The sequence below is a fragment of the Pseudomonas sp. B7(2017) genome (assembly GCF_002112745.1).
Classification (GTDB): domain Bacteria; phylum Pseudomonadota; class Gammaproteobacteria; order Pseudomonadales; family Pseudomonadaceae; genus Aquipseudomonas; species Aquipseudomonas ekonensis.
In genome coordinates, this window is sequence record NZ_NEIP01000017.1 from 104,764 (window position 1) to 127,290 (window position 22,527).

At 66.1% G+C, this 22,527-nt stretch carries 23 protein-coding genes; 1 reads left to right on the top strand and 22 read right to left on the bottom strand.

What is annotated here, in order from left to right:
- Positions 1-2 precede the first annotated feature (2 nt).
- From ureA to cbiE, 22 genes are all read right to left on the bottom strand, one after another.
- Positions 3-305: an urease subunit gamma gene (gene ureA, locus CAG29_RS23935; RefSeq protein WP_085582782.1), complete on the bottom strand. Its 303-nt coding sequence runs from the start codon at positions 303-305 to the stop codon at positions 3-5.
- Positions 306-397: 92 nt separating this feature from the next.
- Entirely contained in the window at positions 398-1,237 is an 840-nt protein-coding gene (locus CAG29_RS23940) for an urease accessory protein UreD (RefSeq protein ID WP_085582780.1), read from the bottom strand.
- Positions 1,238-1,267: 30 nt separating this feature from the next.
- Positions 1,268-1,966: an urea ABC transporter ATP-binding subunit UrtE gene (urtE, locus tag CAG29_RS23945; RefSeq protein WP_085640626.1), complete on the bottom strand. Its 699-nt coding sequence runs from the start codon at positions 1,964-1,966 to the stop codon at positions 1,268-1,270.
- Positions 1,967-2,105: 139 nt separating this feature from the next.
- On the bottom strand, positions 2,106-2,978 hold the full coding sequence (urtD, locus tag CAG29_RS23950; RefSeq protein WP_085695234.1) for an urea ABC transporter ATP-binding protein UrtD: 873 nt from the start codon (positions 2,976-2,978) through the stop codon (positions 2,106-2,108).
- On the bottom strand, positions 2,975-4,054 hold the full coding sequence (gene urtC, locus CAG29_RS23955; RefSeq protein WP_085630904.1) for an urea ABC transporter permease subunit UrtC: 1,080 nt from the start codon (positions 4,052-4,054) through the stop codon (positions 2,975-2,977). The genes urtD and urtC overlap by 4 nt, the downstream gene beginning before the upstream one ends.
- Positions 4,054-5,556, bottom strand: a complete 1,503-nt coding sequence (gene urtB, locus CAG29_RS23960; RefSeq protein WP_085582772.1) for an urea ABC transporter permease subunit UrtB — start codon at positions 5,554-5,556, stop codon at positions 4,054-4,056. The genes urtC and urtB overlap by 1 nt, the downstream gene beginning before the upstream one ends.
- A gap of 159 nt (positions 5,557-5,715) precedes the next feature.
- Positions 5,716-6,981 (bottom strand): urea ABC transporter substrate-binding protein, encoded by a 1,266-nt coding sequence (gene urtA / locus CAG29_RS23965; RefSeq protein WP_085582770.1) that lies wholly within the window; start codon positions 6,979-6,981, stop codon positions 5,716-5,718.
- 224 nt (positions 6,982-7,205) lie between these two features.
- Positions 7,206-7,505 (bottom strand): hypothetical protein, encoded by a 300-nt coding sequence (locus CAG29_RS23970; RefSeq protein ID WP_085582768.1) that lies wholly within the window; start codon positions 7,503-7,505, stop codon positions 7,206-7,208.
- A 44-nt stretch (positions 7,506-7,549) separates the two neighbouring features.
- Positions 7,550-8,560 (bottom strand): iron ABC transporter permease, encoded by a 1,011-nt coding sequence (locus tag CAG29_RS23975; protein WP_085582766.1) that lies wholly within the window; start codon positions 8,558-8,560, stop codon positions 7,550-7,552.
- Positions 8,557-9,504, bottom strand: coding sequence for an ABC transporter substrate-binding protein (locus tag CAG29_RS23980; RefSeq protein WP_085695235.1), 948 nt, complete (start codon positions 9,502-9,504; stop codon positions 8,557-8,559). The genes CAG29_RS23975 and CAG29_RS23980 overlap by 4 nt, the downstream gene beginning before the upstream one ends.
- Positions 9,501-10,289, bottom strand: coding sequence for an ABC transporter ATP-binding protein (locus CAG29_RS23985; protein WP_085582762.1), 789 nt, complete (start codon positions 10,287-10,289; stop codon positions 9,501-9,503). Before CAG29_RS23985 ends, CAG29_RS23980 begins: the two co-directional genes overlap by 4 nt.
- A gap of 12 nt (positions 10,290-10,301) precedes the next feature.
- On the bottom strand, positions 10,302-12,425 hold the full coding sequence (locus CAG29_RS23990) for a TonB-dependent siderophore receptor (RefSeq protein WP_085695236.1): 2,124 nt from the start codon (positions 12,423-12,425) through the stop codon (positions 10,302-10,304).
- 151 nt (positions 12,426-12,576) lie between these two features.
- Positions 12,577-13,956 (bottom strand): PepSY domain-containing protein, encoded by a 1,380-nt coding sequence (locus tag CAG29_RS23995; protein ID WP_085695237.1) that lies wholly within the window; start codon positions 13,954-13,956, stop codon positions 12,577-12,579.
- A gap of 179 nt (positions 13,957-14,135) precedes the next feature.
- Positions 14,136-16,253 carry a TonB-dependent copper receptor gene (locus CAG29_RS24000; RefSeq protein ID WP_085695238.1) on the bottom strand — a complete coding sequence of 706 codons (2,118 nt, stop codon included), beginning with the start codon at positions 16,251-16,253 and terminating at the stop codon, positions 14,136-14,138.
- Between the two features lie 84 nt (positions 16,254-16,337).
- Positions 16,338-16,784, bottom strand: a complete 447-nt coding sequence (locus tag CAG29_RS24005) for a DUF2946 domain-containing protein (RefSeq protein ID WP_085630893.1) — start codon at positions 16,782-16,784, stop codon at positions 16,338-16,340.
- 21 nt (positions 16,785-16,805) lie between these two features.
- Positions 16,806-17,285 carry a copper chaperone PCu(A)C gene (locus CAG29_RS24010; RefSeq protein ID WP_085656615.1) on the bottom strand — a complete coding sequence of 160 codons (480 nt, stop codon included), beginning with the start codon at positions 17,283-17,285 and terminating at the stop codon, positions 16,806-16,808.
- Positions 17,286-17,333: 48 nt separating this feature from the next.
- Positions 17,334-17,735, bottom strand: a complete 402-nt coding sequence (locus tag CAG29_RS24015) for a DUF2946 domain-containing protein (protein WP_085630889.1) — start codon at positions 17,733-17,735, stop codon at positions 17,334-17,336.
- Positions 17,736-17,847: 112 nt separating this feature from the next.
- Positions 17,848-18,171 (bottom strand): DNA-binding protein, encoded by a 324-nt coding sequence (locus CAG29_RS24020; RefSeq protein WP_085582748.1) that lies wholly within the window; start codon positions 18,169-18,171, stop codon positions 17,848-17,850.
- Between the two features lie 4 nt (positions 18,172-18,175).
- Positions 18,176-18,511 (bottom strand): type II toxin-antitoxin system RelE/ParE family toxin, encoded by a 336-nt coding sequence (locus tag CAG29_RS24025; protein WP_085582746.1) that lies wholly within the window; start codon positions 18,509-18,511, stop codon positions 18,176-18,178.
- Between the two features lie 59 nt (positions 18,512-18,570).
- Positions 18,571-19,293: a cobalt-precorrin-6A reductase gene (locus CAG29_RS24030; protein ID WP_085582744.1), complete on the bottom strand. Its 723-nt coding sequence runs from the start codon at positions 19,291-19,293 to the stop codon at positions 18,571-18,573.
- The gene (locus tag CAG29_RS24035) at positions 19,290-20,387 is read right to left on the bottom strand and encodes a cobalt-precorrin-5B (C(1))-methyltransferase (protein ID WP_085582742.1); all 1,098 of its coding nucleotides are present in this window, start codon (positions 20,385-20,387) and stop codon (positions 19,290-19,292) included. Before CAG29_RS24035 ends, CAG29_RS24030 begins: the two co-directional genes overlap by 4 nt.
- Positions 20,380-21,591 carry a precorrin-6y C5,15-methyltransferase (decarboxylating) subunit CbiE gene (gene cbiE, locus CAG29_RS24040; RefSeq protein WP_085695239.1) on the bottom strand — a complete coding sequence of 404 codons (1,212 nt, stop codon included), beginning with the start codon at positions 21,589-21,591 and terminating at the stop codon, positions 20,380-20,382. The genes CAG29_RS24035 and cbiE overlap by 8 nt, the downstream gene beginning before the upstream one ends.
- Before the next feature lie 182 nt (positions 21,592-21,773).
- Between cbiE and CAG29_RS24045 the strand changes: the two genes are divergently transcribed.
- Positions 21,774-22,424, top strand: coding sequence for a hypothetical protein (locus CAG29_RS24045; protein WP_085582738.1), 651 nt, complete (start codon positions 21,774-21,776; stop codon positions 22,422-22,424).
- Positions 22,425-22,527: the final 103 nt, after the last annotated feature.

The following is a 22,527-nucleotide window of genomic DNA, read 5'->3' on the forward strand; positions in this document are numbered from 1 at the left end:
CCTCAGGCGATCGGTTGGTGGACGGTGACCAGTTTGGTGCCGTCGGGGAATGTCGCTTCGATCTGGATCTCCGGAATCATTTCCGGGATGCCTTCCATCACCTGCTCGCGGGTCAGCAGGGTGGTGCCGTAGTGCATCAGGTCGGCCACGGTCTGGCCGTCGCGGGCGCCTTCGAGCAGCGCGGCGGAGATGTAGGCCATGGCTTCGGGGTAGTTGAGCTTCACGCCGCGGGCCAGGCGCCGCTCGGCGACGAGGCCGGCGGTGAAGATCAGCAGCTTGTCTTTTTCGCGTGGGGTCAGGTCCATCGTAGACATCCGTCAGGGCAGTTCGAAAAGGTGTCGGAGCGGCGGATGCCGATCCTTGCGGGAGCGAGCCCGTTCCCGCACAAAAGCTTCATTCAGGTGTTCCAGATCCGTGGCGGCACGGCCTCGCGGCCCAGCAGCACCGGGCGCAGCAGGCGCCACAGGCCGATCAGCCAGGCGCGGGCCTGCAGCGCCTCGGCGGCCAGGCAGCGGGCCACCAGCAACCCCGGCAGTTGGGTCAGGTCGCCGCGCACGCCAGGGTCCAGGGCGCGGCAGCGCTCCAGCAGCCCGGCGTCGATCTCGCCGGTGACCAGCAATGTGGCGAACACCGGATGGCCGTCCAGCCCGATCGGCGAGTCCAGCAGGCCGTCGCCGCCGGCGATGCGCTGGCGTTCGTGCCAGAGCGGCCGACCGTCGCGGCGGATGTCCAGGTGCGCCTGGAAGTGGCCGCGGTCGAAGCGCTCCCCGGCGGCCGGGCGGCCCAGCGCCACCACGTCCCAGTAGAACAGGCGGGCGTCGTCCTCAAGGTCGATCGAGGTGGTGAGTTCGGCCTGGGCGGCGCTGTAGACGATGGTCTCCTGGGGCAGCCATTCCAGGGTCGCCCCGGGGCCGACGCGCAGGTCGAGCCGCTGGAAGGCCGGCCCGGCCGCGCGGTACCACTTGGCCGCGCCGGGGCTGGTGATCTGGGCCCAGGCGTCCCGTTCGACATGGGCGCCGATGTTCAGCCGGTCACCGCCGGCGATGCCGCCCGGCGGGTGCACGATAATGTGCTGGCAGACCTCGGGCCCTTCGGCGTACAGGTGCTTCTGCACGCGCAGCGGGCCGAGGTGGCGGCGCCGTGTGGGGCGGGTGCAGTCGCCGAAGCGGGCGTAGGCCAGCTCCAGCTCGGCGTGCCAGCTCGGGGTGAACAGGGCGGTGGGGACGGGTGAGTTCATGTTCTTCGATGATCGCCGGGACGCTACAGACTAGATCGTTACCAGCCCGCGCACACCCTCGGCCTCCATATTTTCTCCGCGGCCCTGCTGCACGATCTCGCCGCGGGACATCACTAGGTACTGGTCGGCCAGTTCGGCGGCGAAGTCGTAGAACTGCTCCACCAGCAGGATCGCCATGTCGCCGCGGGCGGCGAGCCGCTTGATGACGGCGCCGATTTCCTTGATCACCGACGGCTGGATGCCTTCGGTGGGCTCATCGAGGATCAGCAGGCGCGGGCGGCTGGCCAGGGCGCGGCCGATGGCCAGCTGTTGCTGCTGGCCGCCGGACAGGTCGCCGCCGCGCCGCTGCTTCATCTGCTGCAGCACCGGGAACAGCTCGTAGATGAACGCCGGCACCTCTTTGGCCTCGCGGCCGGGAAAGCGCGACAGGCCCATCAGCAGGTTCTCCTCCACGGTCAGCCGCGCGAAGATCTCCCGGCCCTGGGGCACGTAGGCGATGCCGGCGTGCACCCGCTGGTGCGGCTTGTGCGCGGTGATCGCCCGGCCTTCCCAGCTCACCGTGCCTTCCTTGGCCGGCAACAGGCCCATCAGGCACTTGAGCAGCGTGGTCTTGCCCACGCCGTTGCGCCCGAGCAGGCAGGTGACTTCACCGACCTTCGCCTCGAAGCTCAGGCCACGCAGGATGTGGCTACCGCCGTAGTACTGGTGCAGCTTGTCGACTTGCAGCATCTTCAAGTTCCTTGAGTATCACTCTGCCCCTGTGGGAGCTGGCTTGCCAGCGATAGGGCCGGCACATTCGACATGGCGGGTGCCTGACCCACCGCTATCGCCGGCAAGCCAGCTCCCACAGGATTTGTATTCGCAAGGTTCAGCGACCGAGGTACACCTCGATCACCCGCTCGTTGTCCTGCACCTGCTCCAGCGACCCTTCGGCCAGCACGCTGCCCTGGTGCAGCACGGTGACGCGGTCGGCGATGGCGCCGACGAAGCCCATGTCGTGCTCTACCACCATCAGCGAATGCTTGCCCGCCAGCGACTTGAACAGTTCGGCGGTGAACTCGGTCTCGGCGTCGGTCATCCCTGCCACCGGTTCGTCGAGCAACAGCAACTGCGGGTCTTGCATCAGCAGCATGCCGATCTCCAGGAACTGCTTCTGGCCGTGGGACAGCAGGCCCGCCGGCCGGTTGACCGAGGCGCTCAGGCGGATAGTCTCCAGCACCTCGGCGATGCGGTCTTTCTGCTCGCCGCTCAGGCGCGCCCGCAGGCTGGCCCACACCGACTTATCGGTCTTCTGCGCCAGCTCCAGGTTCTCGAACACGCTCAGGGCTTCGAACACCGTGGGCTTCTGGAACTTGCGGCCGATGCCGGCCTGGGCGATCCGCACCTCGCTCATCTGCGCAAGGTCCAGGGTTTCGCCGAACCAGGCCTTGCCGCGGGTGGGGCGGGTCTTGCCGGTGATGACGTCCATCAGCGTCGTCTTGCCCGCGCCGTTGGGGCCGATGATGCAGCGCAGCTCGCCGACGCCGATGTACAGGTTCAGGTCGTTCAGCGCCTTGAAGCCGTCGAAGCTGACGCTGATGTCTTCCAGGGTCAGGATCGTGCCGTGGCGGGTGTCGAGCCCCGGGCCGACACGCTGGCCGAGGCCCAGGGCATCGCGGCCGGTGCCGGCGTCGCGGTTCGGTTCCAGGGGCGGGAAGAAGGCCGGTTCGAGCATGAACTCGGCGCTGGCGGTCACTCTCATGGCTCACCTCGTTTTTTCAGCAGGCCGATCACGCCTTTGGGCAGGTACAGGGTCACGCCGATGAACAGCGCGCCGAGGAAGAACAACCAGTATTCGGGGAAGGCCACGGTGAACCAGCTCTTCATGCCGTTGACCAGGCCGGCGCCGAACAGTGGGCCGATCAGGGTGCCGCGCCCGCCGAGGGCGACCCACACCGCGGCTTCGATGGAGTTGGTCGGCGACATCTCGCTCGGGTTGATGATCCCCACCTGCGGCACGTACAGGGCGCCGGCCAATCCGCACAGCACCGCGCTCAACACCCAGACGAACAGCTTGAAGCCGCGCGGGTCGTAGCCGCAGAACATCAGGCGGTTCTCCGCATCGCGCAGGGCGGTCAGCACCCGGCCGAACTTGCTCCGGGCCAGCTTCCAGCCGATGAACAGGCTCGCCGCCAGCAACAGCACCGTAGCCAGGAACAGCGCCGCGCGGGTGCCGGGTTCCGTGATGCCGAAGCCCAGAATCGTGCGGAAATTGGTGAAGCCGTTGTTGCCGCCGAACCCGGTCTCGTTGCGAAAGAACAGGAGCATGCCGGCGAAGGTCAGGGCCTGGGTCATGATCGAGAAGTACACGCCCTTGATCCGCGAACGGAAGGCGAAGAAGCCGAACGCCAGCGCCAGCAGCCCCGGCGCCAGCACCACCAGGCACAGGGCCCAGAGGAAGTGGTCGGTGCCGCTCCAGTACCAGGGCAACTCGTTCCACGACAGGAACGTCATGAACGCCGGCAAGCCGTCCCCGGCGGCCTGGCGCATGAGGTACATGCCCATGGCGTAGCCGCCGAGGGCGAAGAACAGGCCGTGGCCCAGGGACAGCAGGCCGGCGTAGCCCCAGACCAGGTCCAGCGCCAGGGCGACGACGGCGTAGCAGAGGATCTTGCCGACCAGCGTCAGGGTGTAGGCCGAGACGTGCAGCGCGCTGTCCGCCGGCAGCAGCGACAGCAGCGCCAGGGCGATCAACAGGGCGAACGCCGCGGCGCCGACGGCGAGGGTGATGGTAGGGCCGGCCTTTTGCGTGGCCGTGAGCAACAGTGGCTGGTTCATCAGTCGATCACCCGTCCCTTGAGAGCGAAGAGGCCTTGCGGACGCTTCTGAATGAACAGAATGATCAGCGCGAGGATCAGGATCTTGCCGAGCACCGCACCGATCTGCGGTTCGAGCAGTTTGTTGGCCACACCGAGGCCGAAGGCGGCGCACACGCTGCCGGCCAGTTGGCCGACGCCGCCGAGCACCACTACCAGGAACGAGTCGATGATGTAGCTCTGGCCCAGGTCCGGCCCGACGTTGCCGATCTGGCTCAGCGCCACGCCGCCGAGGCCGGCGATGCCCGAGCCGAGGCCGAAGGCGAGCATGTCGACCCGTCCGGTGGGCACGCCGCAGCAGGCGGCCATGCTGCGGTTCTGGGTGACGGCGCGCACGTTCAGGCCCAGGCGCGTCTTGTTCAGCAGCAGCCAGGTCAGCGCCACCACGAACAGCGCGAAGGCGATGATCACGATGCGGCTGTAGGGCAGCACCAGGTTCGGCAGCACCTGGATCCCGCCGGACAGCCACGCCGGGTTGGCCACCTCGACGTTCTGCGCGCCGAACGCCAGGCGCACCAGTTGGATCAGCATCAGGCTGATGCCCCAGGTGGCGAGCAGGGTTTCCAGCGGCCGGCCGTAGAGGTGACGGATCACCGTGCGCTCCAGGGCCATGCCGATGGCGGCGGTGACGAAGAACGCCACCGGCAGCGCGATCAGCGGATAGAACTCCAGGGCCTGCGGCGCGTGGCGCTGGATCAGCAGTTGCACCACGTAGGTCGAGTAGGCGCCGAGCATCAGCATTTCGCCGTGGGCCATGTTGATCACGCCGAGCAGGCCGAAGGTGATCGCCAGGCCCAGCGCCGCCAGCAGCAGGATCGAGCCCAGGGACAGTCCGCTGAACGCCTGGCCGAGCAGGTCGCCCACCAGCAGCTTGCGCTTGACCTGGCCCAGGCTGGTTTCGGCCGCCGTGCGCACGCCGGCGTCGGTTTCGGCGCCGGGTTCGAGCACGCCTTCGAGGCGGGTGCGGGCCAGCGGGTCGCCGGTCTCGCCGAGCAGGCGCACGGCGGCCAGGCGCACCGCCGGGTCGGCGTCCGCCAGTTGCAGGTTGGCCAACGCCAGGCTCAGGGCGGCGTGGACGTGCTCATCGGTTTCGCCGGCCAGTTGCCGGTCGAGGAAGTTCAGTTGGGCGGGCTTGGCGCTCTTCTGCAATTGCTGCGCAGCGCCCAGGCGGATCTTCGCGTCGGCGGCGAGCAACTGGTGACTGGCCAGGGCGGTGTCGGTCAGGCCCCGCAGGCGGTTGTTCAGGCGCAGGGTCTTGGTCTGGCCGGCGACGGTCAGTTCGCCTTGCTGCAGGGCGCCGAGCAGTTCGATGCGCGCCGGATCGGGCTGCGCGGCCCAGGCTTCCAGCAGTTTGGCCTGTTGCGCGGGGTTGGCGGCGACGAAGTCTTCGGCATCCCCGGCGTGGGTGGCCATCGGCAGCAACAGTGCGACGGCCAGGATCAAGCGGATAAGGGCAGTGGGCATAGAGAGGCGCCTTGCTTGGATTGTGTGGGAGCTGGCTTGCCGGCGATGCAGGCGACTCGGTGCACCTGGCGAACCGAGGTGATGCCATCGCTGGCAAGCCAGCTCCCACAGGATCGGTGTCAGGCTCAGGCGTCGTGCCCAAGCCTGACGTTCAAGGGGTCAGTTGCTCTTCACCGCATACTCCGGCTTCTTGTCGTTGCCCGGGATGAACGGGCTCCACGGCTGGGCGCGGACCGGGCCTTCGGTCTGCCAGACCACGTTGAACTGACCGTCCGGCTGGATCTCGCCGATCATTACTGGCTTGTGCAGGTGGTGGTTGGTCTTGTCCATGGTCAGGGTGTAGCCTGACGGCGCGGCGAAGGTCTGGCCGGCGAGGGCTTCGCGCACCTTGTCGACGTCGGTGGACTTGGCTTTCTCCACCGCTTGGGCCCACAGGTGGATGCCGACGTAGGTGGCTTCCATCGGGTCGTTGGTCACGGCCTTGTCGGCGCCCGGCAGGTTGTGTTTCTTCGCGTAGGCTTTCCAGTCATCGACGAATTTCTTGTTCACCGGGTTCTCGACGGACTCGAAGTAGTTCCACGCCGCAAGGTTGCCCACCAGCGGCTTGGTGTCGATGCCGCGCAGTTCTTCCTCGCCCACCGAGAACGCCACCACCGGTACGTCGGTGGCCTTCAGGCCCTGGTTGGCCAGTTCCTTGTAGAACGGCACGTTGGAGTCGCCGTTGACCGTGGAGACGACCGCGGTCTTGCCGCCGGCCGAGAACTTTTTGATGTTGGCCACGATGGTCTGGTAGTCGCTGTGGCCGAACGGGGTGTAGACCTCTTCGATGTCCTTGTCGGCCACGCCCTTGGAATGCAGGAACGCGCGCAGGATCTTGTTGGTGGTGCGCGGGTAGACGTAGTCGGTGCCGAGCAGGAAGAAGCGCTTGGCGCCGCCGCCGTCCTCGCTCATCAGGTACTCGACCGCCGGGATCGCCTGTTGGTTGGGCGCGGCGCCGGTGTAGAACACGTTCGGCGACATTTCCTCGCCTTCGTACTGCACCGGGTAGAACAGCAGCCCGTTGAGCTCCTCGAACACCGGCAGCACCGATTTGCGCGACACCGAGGTCCAGCAGCCGAACACCACTGCCACCTTGTCCTGGGTCAGCAACTGCCGGCCCTTCTCGGCGAACAGCGGCCAGTTCGACGCCGGGTCCACCACCACCGGCTCCAGCAGCTTGCCGTTGACGCCGCCCTTGGCGTTGATCTCGTCGATGGTCATCAGCGCCATGTCCTTGAGGGACGTCTCGGAGATCGCCATGGTGCCGGACAACGAATGCAGAATCCCGACCTTGATGGTCTCGGCGGCCTGGGCCGTCCAGGTCATGCCCATCGCGGCAATGCTTGCCGAGAGTGTGAAAGCCTTGATCAAACTGCGACGCTTCATTGTGCGATCTCCATGAACGTTAAAGTTTTTTATGGTTGGCAGATGCGGACGACTGAAGGGTGTTTTGCAAGGGCTGTGCCCGGTCTGGATCGGGCAGGAAAATGTCGGTCTAGAGCGGTTGCGCGCAGAGGCGGCGCACCAGGAGGGGACAGGCGGCAGGGTGTGGTGCAAGGAAGTGCTTCATCGTGGTGCTGCCGCCAGGCGGCAGCGGTGTCGGTTGCAACTCAGTTCACGCCGGGGAACGAATCGACGTACTTGATGGTGAAATCAGGGAAGGAATCAACGATCTGGATTTTGTAGTCGGGAAAGCTGTCGACGGTTTTCCATTTGCCGGCCGAGTCCGGGAACGAGTCGACTCTCTTCACTTTGAGATCGGGAAACGAGTCCACGACCTTCACCTTGTAATCGGGGAAGCTGTCGACGAATTTGATCTTGCCGTAGACCTTCGAGACATCGACGGTCGTATCGGCCAGCACCGCGCTGGATCCCACAAACAGCAACGCGACAACAGCTGTTTTCAACATGACGCTCATCCTGAGAAAAATCGGGTGCGCAGTCTAAGGCAGGCTCAGCGGCGGCGCATCAGGCCGATGAAGAACAGTCCGCCGAGGGCCGCGGTGGCGATGCCGATGGGCAGGTCTTCGGGAGCGATCAGCGTGCGTGCGGCGACGTCGACCCACACCAGAAACACACTGCCGAGCAACACGCACACCGGCAGCAGGCGCCGATGTTCTGCACCGATCAGACGCCGGGCGATGTGCGGCACCATCAGTCCGACAAAGCCGATGGAGCCGCTGATCGACACCAGCACCCCGGTCATCAGCGAAGCAATCACGAACACCCGAAGACGCACCGACCGGGCGTTCAGGCCGAGGGTGACGGCCGTCTGTTCGCCGGCCATCAAGGCGTTCAGCGGTCGGGCCATGCCCAGCAGCAGGATCAACCCGAGCAGGGCGCTGAGCGCCGGCACCGCCAACAAATCCCAACGCGCCAGACCGAGGCCGCCGAGCATCCAGAACATGACTGCCGAACTGGCTCGATGATCGCCCATGAACAGCAGCAGATTGGCGATCGCCATCATCACGAACGACACCGCCACGCCACACAGCAGCAGGCGATCACTGTCCAGCCGACCCTGACGGTTGGCGATGCCCAGTACCAGAAACATGCTCGACAACGCGCCGATGAACGCGGCGATCGGCAAGGTCAGCAGACCGACGATTTCACCGACGTGCAGCACCACGATCACTGCGCCGAGGGTTGCACCGGAAGTGACGCCGAGCAGGTGCGGATCGGCCAGCGGATTGCGCGTGACCGCCTGCAGCACCGCACCGATCAATGCCAGTCCGGCCCCGACCAGCGCACCGAGCAACATGCGCGGCACGCGGATCAGCCAGACGATGTGCTCCTGGCCGGCGCTCCAGTCGGGCACGCCGACGGCGAACAGCTTGTGCAGCAGGATCCGCCACACCACGTCCACCGGCACCCGCGCAGGGCCGAAGCCCAGTGACACCACGCATGACACCAGCAGCGCCGCGCCGAGGGCGATCAGCAGCCAGCCGTAACGACGACTGATCATTCGCCGTGGAACCCTTTGGCCAGGGTTTCAACCGCGAGCACGTTGTCGATCCCCGGCGTGGCCTGCACGTAGGGGATGACGATGAAGCGCTGGTTCTTGATCGCGTCCACCGATTGCAGGGCCTTGTTCTTCAGCAGGAATTCAATCTTCTGCTCGGCGGTGATTTCGCTGTAGTCGACGATGACGATTACCTGCGGATTGCGCTCGACCACGGTTTCCCAGTTGATCCGGGTCCAGCTCGCTTCGACGTCGTCGAGAACGTTGCGCCCTCCAGCGGCGTCGATCAGCGCCTGCGGCATGCCGAGGCGGCCGGAGGTCATGGCGCGGTCTTCGCCGCTGTCGTACAGGAACACGCGCGGTTTTTCGGCGGGCAGGTCTTTGCGGATTTCCGCGACCTGGCTTTGCATGCCGGTGATCAGCGCATTGGCGCGATCCTGCACGTCGAAGATCTTTCCGAGGTTGCGCAGGTCGTTGTAAGTGTCGTCCAGCGAGGCGGCCGGGCGCTTCATCACGAAGGCGCAGGACTCGGTCAGCTCATAGACGTTGATGCCCAGCGGTTGCAGGGTCTGTGGCGTGAGATCACCACCGACGCGCATGCCGTAATCCCAGCCGGCGAAGAAGAAATCGACGTTGGCGTCGAGCAACGTTTCCACCGACGGGTATTTGGCTGCCAGTTCCGGCAAACCGTCCAAAAGCGACCGCATCTGCGGCGTTACCGATTTCCAGCCACTGACGCCGCTGTAGCCGGCCATCTTCGACTTGAGGCCGAGGGCGAGCATCATCTGGGTCATGTTGATGTCGTGGCTGACCGCGTGTTTCGGCGCTTCCTTGAAGGTGACTTCGCGGTTGCAACTGGGGATCGTCAGCGGGTACTTCGTGGCCTCGGCGAAGGCTTGGGTGGTGCCCAGCAACAGGGCGAGGCAAAGCAGGGAGCGCACAGTCATGGTCGGGTAATCCAGGTGATTCGCGGGTAGCCGTGGAGGGGGTGTGGATCGATCAATGCTTCGACGCCGAACACGTCGCGCAGCAATTCAACGGTGAGCACTGCTTGCGGCGTGCCGCTGGCGACGATGCGGCCGTGGTTGATCACATACAACCGGTCGCAGAACGCGGCGGCCAGGTTCAGGTCGTGGATGCTCGCCAGGGTGCCGATCCGCAAACGCTTGACCAGTTGCAGCAGCTCCAGCTGATAACGCGGGTCGAGGTGGTTGGTCGGCTCGTCGAGGATCAGCAATTGCGGTTGCTGGGTCAGGGCGCGGGCCAGGATCACCCGTTGCTTTTCGCCGCCGGAAAGGGTGGCGAACGCGTGATCTTCGAAGCCGTGCAGCCCCACCGATTGCAGCGCCCGAGTGGCGAGGTGACGGTCTTCCAGCGTGTCGCCGTCGAACAGGCCTTTGTGCGGCGTGCGGCCCATGGCGACCACTTCTTCGACGGTCAGGCCGAAGGCATCGGGGAATTCCTGCAAGACCACGGCGATGCGTTGGGCGCACCAGCGCGAGGATTGCTTCCAGACGTTGTGGTGATCGAGCTTGACCTCACCGTGCTCCGGCTGACTGAAACGGTAGGCGCAGCGCAACAGGCTGGTCTTGCCGCTGCCGTTGGGCCCGATCAGTCCGACGAACTCACCGGCGGCCACTTGCAACGAGGCGTCACGCAGCTGGAACTGGTGATGGCAGTGGCCGTGGCCCAGAGGTGTCCAGGCAAGATCGGTGAGGGACAGTGAGGTCATTTCGTTCCTGTTCTAGAAGGTGTAGTCAGCCGTGACAAAGAACGAACGAGGCTCACCCAGAATCCACTGCTGGCCCTCATTGTATTGGCTTTGCGCGTACTGCCGGTCAAACAGATTGTTCACCTGCAGACCCAGCGTGGTGTTGCGCAGCGCTTTCCACGACAGCGTCGCATCGACCACGGTGTAGCTCGGCAGCTCGTTGCGGTTGGCCATGTCGGCGTAGCGCGCATCGACATAACGCACGCCGGCGCCGGCCTTCAGATCGTCGGTGAGGGCCTTGTCCAGCCACAGGTTGGCGGTGCGCCGCGGAACGTCCACCGGACGGTTGCCGTTGCGCGAGACCGGGACGCCTGCGACCACCTCTTCGAAGTCGTCGTACTTGGCCTTGACGATGGCCGCGTTGGCCTGCATCCGCCAGGCGTGCGGCAGTTGCAGGTCGAGGCTGGCTTCCAGGCCGTTGGACGACTGCTGGCCGACCTGCTGCTTGAGCGTCGGATTGCCCGGATCGTCGGTCAGCAGTTTCTTTTTCACGATGCGGTAGGCCGCCAGGGTGAATTCGCCGCGGTCGTCCCAGAACAGCTGCTTCATGCCGATCTCGGTCTGCCGGGCGGTGGCCAGGTCGTACTGCTGCTGGCTCGGGCTCAGGGAAATCAGGCCGCCGACGCCGTCGGTGCTGGTGGCCACCTGACCGTAGAACGACGTCTGCGGCGTCAGGGCGAACACCAGTCCGGCCTTCCAGTTGTTGCCGGTCAGGGTCTTGTCGCTGCGGCTGTCGTTGACCAGGTTGTCGCGGTCCACGTGCACGTAGTCGCGGCGCACGCCGGTCACCAGCGACCAGCGCTCGCTCAGTTGCGTGCGGTTTTCGGCGAACGCCGACATTTGCTTCGTGGTGCTCTGGAACTGGCCGCGGTAAGGATCGGCGCTCTCGAAATGGCCCGGCTGCGGACGGTACACGTCCAGCGGCTGGCCGTCCGGCAACACGTCGTTGAACGGCGAGTTGCTGTCGAGGCGGAAGCGGATGCGGTTGTAGTCGACGCCGGTGACGGTCTGGCTGTCGAGGCCGAACAGCGAGTGCTTGAAGGTGAAGGTCTGGCGGTCGCCGACCTGCTCCTGCTTGTGGCCGATGCCGAAGTAGCCGCTGCGGCTCAACTGCTGGCTGTCGCGGTCGAAGTTGTAGTTCTCGGCGTTCTGCCAGCGGCGTCGGGCCTTGAGGTAATAGAGTTCGTTGCTGGCGCTGACCGTGTCGTTGATCTGCCAGTCGCTGGTCAAGCGCGTCCACTGGTCGTTGTAGTGCTGCTTGTCGTCGCGCACGTTGTAGTTCTTGTTGCGCAGGCTGTCCTTCAGGCGGCCGCCGATCAGCGGGGTGCCGAAATAGTTCTGCGGACGCTGGTCGCCGTAGTCGTGGGCCAGGGTGAAGGTCAGGTCGTCCCGGGCCTGCCAGCGCAGGGCGGCGCTGACGAAGTCGGCGGACGAGTCGCCGCGGTCGATCCAGCCGTTGCTGCGCAGGCGGTTGAGGTTCAGGCTGTAGCTCAGGGTGTCGCTCAGCGAGCCGCCGCTGTCGAGCGCCTGCTGCTGGGTGTCGAAGGAGCCGTAGCCGACGCGCAGGCGGTTTTCGATCTCGCCTTCGAAGGGCTTTTTCGGGATCGTGTTGACCACCGCACCCGTGGCGCCTTCGCCGTACAGCACCGAGGCCGGGCCGCGCAGTACGTCGACGCGCTCCACCGACCAGGTGTCGACCGGGAAGGTCACGGTGCCCATGCCGGTGTACATACGGTTGCCGTCATACAGCTGCATCACCGAGCTCTGCCCGGTGAAGCCGCGGGCCTGCAACGAGGTGCCGCCGTCGCCGGGGGTGCCGGTGCGGCTGATGCCGGTGCTGCGCGACACGGCGTCCTGCACGCTGCGGTCGCCCCGGGTGCGGATCCGCTCGCCGGTGAGGCTTTCGGTGCTGGCCGGGGTCTCCAGGGCGCTGAGGTTCAGGCGCGAGCCGGCGCCGGTCGGGGTGGCGAGGCTGACGGCCTCGTCATCCACCGCCGGTGCGGTGATGGTGCCGGTGGGCAGCGTCAGCGGCGGGGCGTCGGCATGGGCGCCGTTCGCCGCGAACAGGCAAAGGCCGGACAGGAGGTACTTGTTCATCTGAGCTTCAAATCGCTTCTTCAAAAGAAAGCCCGCCGTCCTTCGACGGCGGGCAAAGCGGTCATTTAGCGTTATACAGTAACACTAAAATGTCCGGGGGGCTAAGCCCCGAAAGTGTATAGAAGCGTCTAAATCACGCATCTCGCCTGATTCATGATGAAGTTGAAGCCGATTCAGTTTGCCGCCCCAACCGCGACAGCACCAGCCAGTCCAGCAGCCCCACCACCACCAGCGAAGCCCCCACCAGCGGGAATGCCACGCCCAGCGCCAGCATGATCGCCACCCCGGTCTTCCATTTCGGCAGGTCGTGGCGCAGCGGCGGGACGCCGAACTTGCCCTGCGGGCGGCGCTTCCACCAGATCACCACGCCGCTGACCGCGCTGAGCAGGATCATCAGGCAGATCAGCAGCACGACGATCTGGTTGAAGGTGCCGAACATCTTGCCTTCGTGCAGCATCACGCCGATCTCCGTGGCCCGGGCGACGGCGCCGTAGTGCTCGAAGCGCACGTCGGCGAGCACCTTGCCGGTGTACTGGTCGATGTGCAGGGTGGCGTCGTTGCGCGGGTCGTCGGCGAACACGGAGACGGTGAACACGCCGGTGGCGGTGGTCGGCAGGGTGATGCTGTAGCCCGGCTCGACGTTGCGCTGCGTGGCGATGTCCTGCACCGCTTGCAGGCTGACGGCCGGGGCCGCCGGGCCGTGCTGCATGCCGCCGTGGGCCATGTGTTCGGCGTGGTCGCCGGACATCGGCATCGGCGTGTTCTCCATGGCCCACGGCACGGTCTGGCGGGCGGCCGTGTTGAGGCTGCGGGCCTCGACGTCAGAGGTCGGCACGTTGTCCCACATCGCCGCCGGGAACACGTTCCACACCTGGGCGTACTGCTTGCCCCAGAAACCGGTCCAGGTCATGCCGCTGAGCAGCATCACCAGCAGCAGCGCGGCGCCCCAGAACCCGGTGACCGCATGCAGGTCGCGCCACAGCAGGCGGCCGCGGCTGCTCAGGCGCGGCCACAGGATCCCGGCGGCCTGGCCCCGCGGCCACCACAGGAACACCCCGGACACCACCAGCACCACGCCCCAGCCGGCGGCGAGCTCGATGAGCCGGTCGCCGACGGTGCCGATCATCAGCTCGCCGTGGATCGCCCGGGCGACGGCCTGCAGGTTCTGCTTGGCGTCCTGCTCGCCGAGGATGTCGCCGTGGTACGGATCAACGAACACGTTCAGCTCGTGGCCGGCGTCCTTGACCACGAACTGCGCGCTGCGTCCGGCGGTCGCCGGCGGCAGGTACTGGGTGACCTGGCCTTGCGGGTAAGCGCCCTTGACCCTTTGCAGCAGGTCATCGGCCGGCACGGTGTGGTGCCCGGCCGGGACCTTGAGCAGACTGCCGTACATCAGCGAGTCGAGCTGCGGCTTGAACAGGTAAATAATGCCGGTCAGGGCCAGCATCACCATGAATGGCGCGACGAACAGACCGGCATAGAAATGCCAGCGCCAGGCCAGGTTGTAGAAATTCGGTTTGGGCTGTTTCATCACGTGTGCTCCGCTTGGCTTGGATCTTTTAGTTGTTCATTCAGGCTTGACCGCCGCATCCCTTGTGGGAGCGGGCTTGCCCGCGAAGACGGCGGCACAGTCGGCATCGTGGCCGGCTGATGCACCGCATTCGCGGGCAAGCCCGCTCCCACAGGGAGGGCGGACGTACCCGCGATGCTTTAGAAACTCATGTCCACCTTTGTCCAGAGCGTGCGCCCCGGCTCCTTGATCGCTTGCGGGTCGTTGGCCGGGTAGCCGAACCCGGCGTTGCCCGCCAGGTTCAGGTGTTCGGCGTAAGCCTTGCCGAACAGGTTGTCGACGCCGGTGCTGACCTTCCAGTGCCGGTTGATCCGATAGGCACCGTTGAGCGAGAACACGCCGAAGCCCGAACTCTTGTCGTAGTCCTTGCCGACCACGTTGCCTTTGTTCTGGTCGATGCGGTTCTGCGCGGCCACCACCCGCCACAGGGCGCCGGCGCTCCAGTCGTCTTCGCTGTAGGTCAGGCCGAACCGCGCGTCCAGCGGCGGCATCTGCGGCAATGCCGTGCCGTCGCTGCTGTTCTTGCCCCAGGCGTAGGCCAGGGTCGCGTCGGCTTTCCAGTTTTCGGTGAGCCGGTAGGCGGCCCCGAGCTCGCCGCCCATGATCCGGGCGTCGATGTTCTCGGCGCGGGAGGCCATGCCCGTGTAGTCGAACAGGATGTAGTCGCGCACCTGGCCGATGTAGCCCGAGGCCCAGGCGTCGAGGTCGGCGCTCTTGTAGTTCACGCCGAAGTCGAGCTGGGTGGTCTTTTCCGGCTTGATCGAATCGAACGCGTTCAGCGAACCCGCCGGGCCGGACTTGGGCGAAAACAGCTCCCAGTAGTCCGGGAAGCGCTGGGCGTGGCCCAGGCCCGCATACAGCGTGGCCGGGGTGTCGGCCAAGTCATGCTCGTAACGCACGAAGCCGCTGGGCAGGGTGTCGGCGCGGGTGTCGTCGGCGGTCGGGTTGGGGCGGGACATCATGCCCGAGCCGATGCGCTGGCGGTAATCCTTGGCCGAGGCGCGGTCCACCCGGGCGCCGGTGATCAGTCGGTCGCGGTCGGCGGCGTACCAGGTCAGTTCGCTGAACACGCCGTAGTTGTGGAAATCGGCGTCCTTGTTGCGCGGCACGTCCTTGTAGGCGTCGATGCCCATGGCGGCGCGCTGGCGGTGCTCGTCGGTCTGCGCGTCGAGGCCGGTGACCAACTGGATGTCGGCCCAGCGCCAGGTCGCCTTGATCCGTGCGCCGAGGGTGCGCCGGTCGACGTTGGAGGCCATCGGCCCGGCCATCATCCCGGTGCCGGATGGCGTGCGCAGGGTGTAGTTGTCCATCACGTGGTCGGCGTAGTTGTAGTAGACCTGCGCCTCCAGTTTCTCCAGCACGTCGGTGATGTCGGACTTCTCGAAACGCAGGCCCAGGCTTTCGCGCAGGAACTGCGAGCCGTCCATGCCGCGCCCGGCGTAGCGCGCTTCGCCGTCGCCGCGGCCGGCGGTCAGTTCCAGCAGGGTGTCGGCGTCCGGCGTCCAGCCCAGCGCCACATCGCCGTTCCACTTGTCGTAGCGCGAGGCGACGGTGTCGTTGTTGCCGTCGCGGTAATCGTCGGAGTGGGCGGTGTTGCCGATCACCCGCACGTTGCCCAGCGAGCCGCCGGCGGCGGCATCCACCACTTTGTCGAAGCGCCCGTTGGAGCCCGCCAGCACACTGGCGTTGACCCGGGTGCCGAGCTCGCCGAAGCGCTCCGGCTCGCGGTCGAACAGGATCGTGCCGGCCGAGGCGCCGGGGCCGTAGAGCACGGTCTGCGGGCCCTTGATCACGGTGAGCTTGTCGTAGGTCTCGGGGGAGATGTACGAGGTCGGTGCGTCCATCCGGCCGGGGCAGGCGCCGAGCATCACGCTGCCGTTGGTGAGGATGTTCAGGCGCGAACCGAACATGCCGCGCAGCACCGGGTCGCCGTTGGTGCCGCCGTTGCGCACCAGGGCGAAGCCGGGGATGGTCTTGAGGTAGTCGCCGCCGTCGCTGGCCGGCACCGGCTGGCGCGGATCCTTGGGGTTGGTGACGACGGTCAGCGGCGAGCTCGGGGCCAGGGCGGTGATCACCGTCGGGCTCAGTTCTTCACTTCCGGCGGCGCTGTGGCCGGCGTGTTCATCGGCCAATGCCAGCGGGGACAGCAGGACGCCGCAAAGGACGGCGGTGGCGTGCCTGAAGCGAACGCGGGATTCGGTCAGGGCAAAGGACGTTCGGGCAGGGCTCAAACGCGGGACAGCGGAAAACCTGGACATGACAATTTCCATCGGACAGTCGTAAACGACACGGGCGGCAGCCTGGGGCTGTCTTCTTGACCGTGTGCAATCAGAGGTGGGTGTCTACGCTGCGACGGGCGGGGCGCGGGTGCGGGCGCCGGGGAAGAAGGTCTGCCGGGGATGGCCCAGGCGCGGGGAGGGTGGCGTGAAGGTGTTGACCAGCGGGATGCTGAACGTGGCGAAGCTGCCGCCGCCGGTCAGCGCCGGGCAGTTGAACAGCAGGCTGCAGTAACCGCACTTCTCCCACATCACGTGGCGGGACGATTGCGGCGGGCAGTGCTCGGCGGCCGGTTGCGCGTCCGGCGCGGCGTGATCCATGCCCGGCATGCCCATGTCCATGTCTATGCTCATCGGCATGTTCATGGAGGCGTGCGAGTCCATCGGCATCGACTGGGAAACCAGCGGGCCGATGAAGATCATCAACATGGCGAACAGGGCGATCCAGCTGCCGCGGGTCAGGTCTCTGGCCTGACGGCGTTGCTGGAAGGGCCTGGCGCTCAGCGGGCGCATGGCCGGCGTCTGCCGTTGCGGTTACTGGGCGTGCGCGTGGGCCGGCATGGCCTGCGGCGCTTCTTTCTGCACGGCGACTTCGACGGTCACGTCACCGGCCTTCTCGAAGTGCAGGGTCAGCGGGAAGCGCTTGCCGTCGCTGAGCAGGCTGCGGTCGCTGGGGTTCATCAGCATCACGTGGTACGCCATCGGCGCGAAGGTCACGTTGCCGCCGGCCGGGATCGCCACGTTCGGCACCTGCTGCATCTTCATCAGGTCGCCCTGCATCACATGCTCGTGCAGTTCGGCCTTGGGGGCGATCGGGGAATCGACGCCGAGCAGGCGGTCGTCGGTCTTGCCGGCATTGTGGATCACGAAATAGGCGGCGACGGTCGGGGCGTTGGGCGGCAGTTCCTGCGACCACGGGTGGGCGATTTCCAGCTCGCCGGCCTTGTATTCGTGGGCATGGGCGAAGCACGCAGGCAACAGCAGCGCGGCCAGGACGATGATTTTGTTCAGCATGACGGTTCTCCAGATCGATTTGAAACGCAGGTCAAATGCGGCAACAAATCAAGCCAGAGGGGAAGCGCGGGGATTGAGGTTGGGCCATTGCTGGCGCGGTGAAGGCGTCTGCAGGGTGACGGGCGTCACGCTGCGGTTGCTTTCGTAACGGGCGAAATACAGCTGCGGCGTATGCCCGGGCAACGCCAGCACCGGCGCTGCGCCTGAGCAGCACCAGCAATGCTGCATGGTGGAATGGTCGTCGCCGCCCTGGGGCGCCTTCTGGTCGACGGTGCCGATGGACACCGCCACCATCTTCGTCCCGCTGCCGGTGCAGAAACTGCTCCACAGCAACTGTTCGGCCGGCGACTGCGCCGCCTGGGCCATCGAACCCGTCAACGGCATGGCGAGCATGTTGAACAGCACTGCGAAGCAGGCGATCCAGGCAATGGCAAGCCGGTGTCGGTTCATGGGACGGATCCGTCGGGTGGGCGATCAGGCGCGGCTATTTAGCCTGATCAGGGCCGATAAGTAAAAAAGCGTCGTGCGGTTTGGTGTCGCAGCAAATCCATCAGTCTTTCGCTCAGTTCGCCGGTACCGCATGAACTTCCATATCTACACCAAGCGTAGCGCGAATTACTGAAAAGATTTTCGCCAGATTGTCCATGCTCGGATTGCCTTTGGCGGACAGCATGCGATGCAGGCTTTTACTTGGCTTTTCAGTCTCTCTTGCGAGTTCTTCGAAACCTACGGTCGCGTTCACGAGGTCGCGCAGTATGATTCTGGCCATTTCGGGTTCGCCATTCAGGAACAGCGTCGCAGCCTCGTCAAGCAGTGCCTGAGCAAATTCCGGGTCACGCTGGGCGCGTTCGGCAATTGAATGTTTGTAGCTTCGAGTGAGAACCATCACATCACCTCCGGTTCTGTTCAGCTTTCTTTCGGGTTCGAAATTCCGCTATCAGCGCTTTCGCTTGTTTGATGTCCTTTTTCTGAGTGGACTTGTCCCCTCCACCGAAAAGAATGATCAGACGTTTTCCTTCTTGCGTCAGATAGATCCTGTACCCCGGCCCCCAGTTGATTCTGTATTCGCCAAGACCATCTAACCACTTGATATTGGAAGTGTTGCCCATCTCCAATCGAACCAAGGCAGTCGAGACCTTGGCTGCGGCCTGCGCATTCAGAGTGGCAAGCCACCGGCCAAAAGGGCTTGAATCGTTTTCTTGTAGATATTCTTCGAGTGAGATCACAGACGGCCCTGAAGGTAACAAATAGGTTACTTATCATGCAAGGCGTGGATCTTGCCTCATCAGCGACCTGTCTCCAATGCGGCAAGTGTATCTTCAAGCGTCAAAAACACCCGATCCACCTCCGGCAACACCGGCCGCCCCAACACAATCACCGGCACCCCACGTTCCCGCGCCACCGCCAGCTTCGGCTCGGTCGCCGCGCTGCCGCTGTTCTTGCTGATCAGCACGTCGATCCGCCGCCGCTCGAACAGCGCCCGTTCGTCCTCGATCAGGAACGGCCCACGGGCGCCGATGACTTCGCAGCGTTCGTTGCCGGGGTAGACGTCGAGCGCGCGCAGGGTCCAGAACTGGTGCGCTGGGATTTCGTCCAGGTGCTGCAAGGGTTCGCGGCCCAGGGTGAACAGCGGGCGGCGGAAGGGTTCGAGCGCCTTGACCAGCTCGGCCCAGTCGGCCACTTCGCGCCAGTCGTCGCCGGGCTCGGCTTGCCACGCGGGACGACGCAGGGCCCAGCAGGGGATGCCCGTCCGTTGCGCAGCGCTCGCCGCGTTGTGGCTGATCTGCGCGGCGTAGGGGTGGGTGGCGTCGAGCAGCAGGCCGATGCCCTCGTCGCGGATGAACTGCGCCAGGCCTTCGGCGCCGCCGTAGCCGCCGGTGCGCACCCGGCAAGTCAGGTCGGTTGGCACCCGGCCGATGCCGGCCAGGCTGTAGATATGTTGCGGCCCCAGGGTGCGGGCGATGGCCAGCGCTTCGGTGACGCCGCCGAGCAACAGGATCCGCTTCATCGAAACGCTCCCGCATGGCCGACGATGCCGCCCTGGCGGTCGATCGCGAAGACTTCGACCTGCACCTGCGCCGGCACCACGCTGCGGGCGAACTCCAGCGCGTGGCGGCAGACCTCGTCGCCGAGGGCGATGCCCGCCGCGCTGGCCATCGCCAGCGCCTGCTGGCTGGTGTTGGCTTCGCGGATGCGTTGCTGCAAGGCCGCATCGGCGCCCACCGCTGCCGCCCAACCGGCCAGTTGCGGCAGGTCGATGCTCGAATGGCGCGAATGCAGGTCCATGTGTCCGGCCGCCAGTTTGCTGATCTTGCCGAAGCCGCCGCACAGGCTGAGCTTGTCCACAGGCACTTTGCGCAGGTGTTTGAGCACCGCGCCGACGAAGTCGCCCATTTCGATCAGGGCGATTTCCGGCAGGCCGTAGACCCGGCGCATGGTGTCCTCGCTGGCGTTGCCGGTGCAGGCGGCGATGTGCAGGTAGCCGTTGGTCTTGGCGACGTCGATGCCCTGATGGATCGAGGCGATGTAGGCCGCGCAGGAGAACGGCCGGACGATGCCGCTGGTGCCGAGGATCGACAGCCCGCCGAGGATGCCCAGGCGCGGGTTCATGGTCTTCAGCGCCAGGGCCTCGCCGCCCTCGACGTTGACGGTGACGTCGAAGCCGCCGCCATAGCCGGTCTCTTCGGCGAGCAGGGTCAGGTGGTCGCTGATCATCTTGCGCGGCACCGGGTTGATCGCCGGCTCGCCGACGGCCAGCACCAGCCCCGGCCGGGTCACGGTGCCGACCCCTTTGCCGGCGTTGAAGCGGATCCCGGGTTCAGCGCTCAGCCGCACCTGCGAGTAGAGCAGGGCGCCGTGGGTCACGTCGGGGTCGTCGCCGGCGTCCTTGATCGTGCCGGCCTCGGCGCCGTCGCCGGTCAAGCGGCAGAACTCCAGGCGCATCTGCACCTGCTTGCCCTTGGGCAGGGTGATCTGCACCGCGTCCGCCGGGGCGCCGCCGAGCAGCAGCCGCGCGGCGGCGAGGCTGGTGGCGGTGGCGCAGCTGCCGGTGGTCAGGCCGCTGCGCAGGGGGGCGGGTTGTTCGGCGGTTTCGTCACGCATCGAGGGGTTTGACCAGTTCCAGCAGGGTGATCGGCAGCGCCTGGCGCCAAGTGTCGAAACCGCCCAGCGGCTGCGCCTGGGCGACGTGGAGACGGGTCAGTTCGCCGCCGTGGCGTTCGCGCCAGTGCATCAGCGCGGTCTCGCTCTGCAGGGTCACCGCGTTGGCCACCAGCCGGCCGCCGGGCTTGAGCTGCGCCCAGCAGGTTTCGAAGACGTTCTCGCGGGTGACGCCGCCGCCGATGAACACTGCGTCCGGACGTTCAAGGCCAGCGAGCGCCTCGGGCGCGCGGCCGCGAACCAGTTGCAGGCCGGGCACGCCCAAGGCGTCGCGGTTGTGTTCGATCAGTTGCTGGCGGCCCTCGTCGGCCTCGATGGCCAGCGCCCGGCAACTGGGATGGGCGCGCATCCATTCGATGCCGATGGAGCCGCTGCCGGCGCCGACGTCCCACAGCAGCTCGCCGGGGCACGGTGCGAGGCGGGCGAGGGTGACGGCGCGCACATCGCGCTTGGTCAACTGGCCGTCGTGGCGGAACGCCGAGTCCGGCAGCCCGGCCAGGCGCGACAGGCGCGGGGCGCCGGTGTCGGCCAGGCATTGGAGGGCGATCACGTTGAGGTCGGCGACGACCGGGTCGTTCCAGTCGTCGGCGGTGCCGTCGATGCGGCGCTCGGCGTTGCCGCCCAGATGTTCGAGCACCGTGAGGCGGCTCGGGCCGAACCCGCGCTCGCGCAGCAGCGCCGCGACCGCCGCCGGGCTCTGTGCGTCGTTGCTCAGCAGCAACAGGCGTACGCCGTTGGACAGCTGCGCGTTGAGCGCCGCCAGGGGGCGGGCGACCAGCGACAGCGTCACCACGTCCTGCAACGGCCAGCCGAGCCGTGCGGCGGCCAGCGAGCAAGAGGACGGCGCCGGCAGGACGCTCATCTCGTCGCCCGGCACCTGACGGGCCAGGCTGGCGCCGACGCCGTAGAACATCGGATCGCCGCTGGCCAGCACGCACACCGCCTCGCCCCGGCGCTCCAGCACCGGCGCCAGCGAAAACGGGCTCGGCCACAGCTGGCGCTCGCCACGGATGCACACCGGCAGCAGGTCCAGCTGGCGCTGGCCGCCGACGATCCGCGAGGCGGCCATCAGGGCGCGCCGGGCATTCCTGCCCAGTCCCTTGAAGCCGTCCTCTCCGATACCTACCACTGTCAGCCAGGGCGCCATGCCGCTCCTCAATCCGGGGTTATGGGTCTAGGCGGCATGATAACGCGGCTGACGGCGTCTGGCGCCGGCCGGTTGCCGCTGAAACTTCATGTCGTGGAAAGCCGGTTGTCCTGCCCGGGGCGTTTGCTAGGGTGCAGCCTAAACAAACAGGCATGCCAGGGTTGGCAGCAAGGAATAGGGAAATGAATGAAGGAACAGGGTCGTTCGGGCATGAAGCGACGCTGGTGGGCGATGTCTTGCTCACCGGTGTCCGGGGGCAGCCGATGGCGGACTATGGTTTTGCGCGCGATTGCACCTATCTGGCCAAGAGAGAGGCCGACCGCGTCTACAACAGCAGTACCCAGCCGGGTCGGTGGATCGACTATTGCGCCGATCTTTTGTGGTCCCATGGCTGGAACCGTGACCAGCCGTCCGTGGAATACGTTCAGCCGCAGTTTTCCGGCAGCGTGAAGCAGGCGTGGATCAGGGTCGCCACCGCGCTGCTGTCCCGTGCCCAGGTGGCCGGCGTGGAGGCCGGGCTGACCTCGCTCGAGCGCAGGGCCGATCTGCTGGAGGCGACCAAAGGGCTCAGCGGGAAGGCCTTCGACCTGAAGATCGTGCCGGTCAGCTACAACGCGGCCGGCGACATGGAACTGGTCGTCACCCATGTGCGGTTCATCAAATCCAGCCTGAACACCCGCTATCTGTTCTGGGACATCTCGCAGGCCATGACCCAGCTGGACATCCGGGCCCGGCGGGTGGTGATCTCGCGCAGGGTCATGGAGGCCCGACGGCCGAGCGTGGCAAAGGCCATGGAAAAACTGTCGTTCGGGTTCAAGGATTACGAGCTGTAGCCGCTCCTCGGGCGTGCCGTGCAGTCTTGTGGAGGGTTTCCGACCGTCAGGCTTTTCATGGCCTCGGGCAAAGCAGGCATAATGGCAGCCTTTCGCCCGCCCA

What these genes read in the sequence shown, in the direction of transcription:
- ureA (WP_085582782.1), bottom strand. Translation starts at nt 305, where the DNA reads ATGGACCTGACCCCACGCGAAAAAGACAAGCTGCTGATCTTCACCGCC.
- CAG29_RS23940 (WP_085582780.1), bottom strand. Translation starts at nt 1,237, where the DNA reads ATGAACTCACCCGTCCCCACCGCCCTGTTCACCCCGAGCTGGCACGCC.
- urtE (WP_085640626.1), bottom strand. Translation starts at nt 1,966, where the DNA reads ATGCTGCAAGTCGACAAGCTGCACCAGTACTACGGCGGTAGCCACATC.
- urtD (WP_085695234.1), bottom strand. Translation starts at nt 2,978, where the DNA reads ATGAGAGTGACCGCCAGCGCCGAGTTCATGCTCGAACCGGCCTTCTTC.
- urtC (WP_085630904.1), bottom strand. Translation starts at nt 4,054, where the DNA reads ATGAACCAGCCACTGTTGCTCACGGCCACGCAAAAGGCCGGCCCTACC.
- urtB (WP_085582772.1), bottom strand. Translation starts at nt 5,556, where the DNA reads ATGCCCACTGCCCTTATCCGCTTGATCCTGGCCGTCGCACTGTTGCTG.
- urtA (WP_085582770.1), bottom strand. Translation starts at nt 6,981, where the DNA reads ATGAAGCGTCGCAGTTTGATCAAGGCTTTCACACTCTCGGCAAGCATT.
- CAG29_RS23970 (WP_085582768.1), bottom strand. Translation starts at nt 7,505, where the DNA reads ATGTTGAAAACAGCTGTTGTCGCGTTGCTGTTTGTGGGATCCAGCGCG.
- CAG29_RS23975 (WP_085582766.1), bottom strand. Translation starts at nt 8,560, where the DNA reads ATGATCAGTCGTCGTTACGGCTGGCTGCTGATCGCCCTCGGCGCGGCG.
- CAG29_RS23980 (WP_085695235.1), bottom strand. Translation starts at nt 9,504, where the DNA reads ATGACTGTGCGCTCCCTGCTTTGCCTCGCCCTGTTGCTGGGCACCACC.
- CAG29_RS23985 (WP_085582762.1), bottom strand. Translation starts at nt 10,289, where the DNA reads ATGACCTCACTGTCCCTCACCGATCTTGCCTGGACACCTCTGGGCCAC.
- CAG29_RS23990 (WP_085695236.1), bottom strand. Translation starts at nt 12,425, where the DNA reads ATGAACAAGTACCTCCTGTCCGGCCTTTGCCTGTTCGCGGCGAACGGC.
- CAG29_RS23995 (WP_085695237.1), bottom strand. Translation starts at nt 13,956, where the DNA reads ATGAAACAGCCCAAACCGAATTTCTACAACCTGGCCTGGCGCTGGCAT.
- CAG29_RS24000 (WP_085695238.1), bottom strand. Translation starts at nt 16,253, where the DNA reads ATGTCCAGGTTTTCCGCTGTCCCGCGTTTGAGCCCTGCCCGAACGTCC.
- CAG29_RS24005 (WP_085630893.1), bottom strand. Translation starts at nt 16,784, where the DNA reads ATGCGCCCGCTGAGCGCCAGGCCCTTCCAGCAACGCCGTCAGGCCAGA.
- CAG29_RS24010 (WP_085656615.1), bottom strand. Translation starts at nt 17,285, where the DNA reads ATGCTGAACAAAATCATCGTCCTGGCCGCGCTGCTGTTGCCTGCGTGC.
- CAG29_RS24015 (WP_085630889.1), bottom strand. Translation starts at nt 17,735, where the DNA reads ATGAACCGACACCGGCTTGCCATTGCCTGGATCGCCTGCTTCGCAGTG.
- CAG29_RS24020 (WP_085582748.1), bottom strand. Translation starts at nt 18,171, where the DNA reads ATGGTTCTCACTCGAAGCTACAAACATTCAATTGCCGAACGCGCCCAG.
- CAG29_RS24030 (WP_085582744.1), bottom strand. Translation starts at nt 19,293, where the DNA reads ATGAAGCGGATCCTGTTGCTCGGCGGCGTCACCGAAGCGCTGGCCATC.
- CAG29_RS24035 (WP_085582742.1), bottom strand. Translation starts at nt 20,387, where the DNA reads ATGCGTGACGAAACCGCCGAACAACCCGCCCCCCTGCGCAGCGGCCTG.
- cbiE (WP_085695239.1), bottom strand. Translation starts at nt 21,591, where the DNA reads ATGGCGCCCTGGCTGACAGTGGTAGGTATCGGAGAGGACGGCTTCAAG.
- CAG29_RS24045 (WP_085582738.1), top strand. Translation starts at nt 21,774, where the DNA reads ATGAATGAAGGAACAGGGTCGTTCGGGCATGAAGCGACGCTGGTGGGC.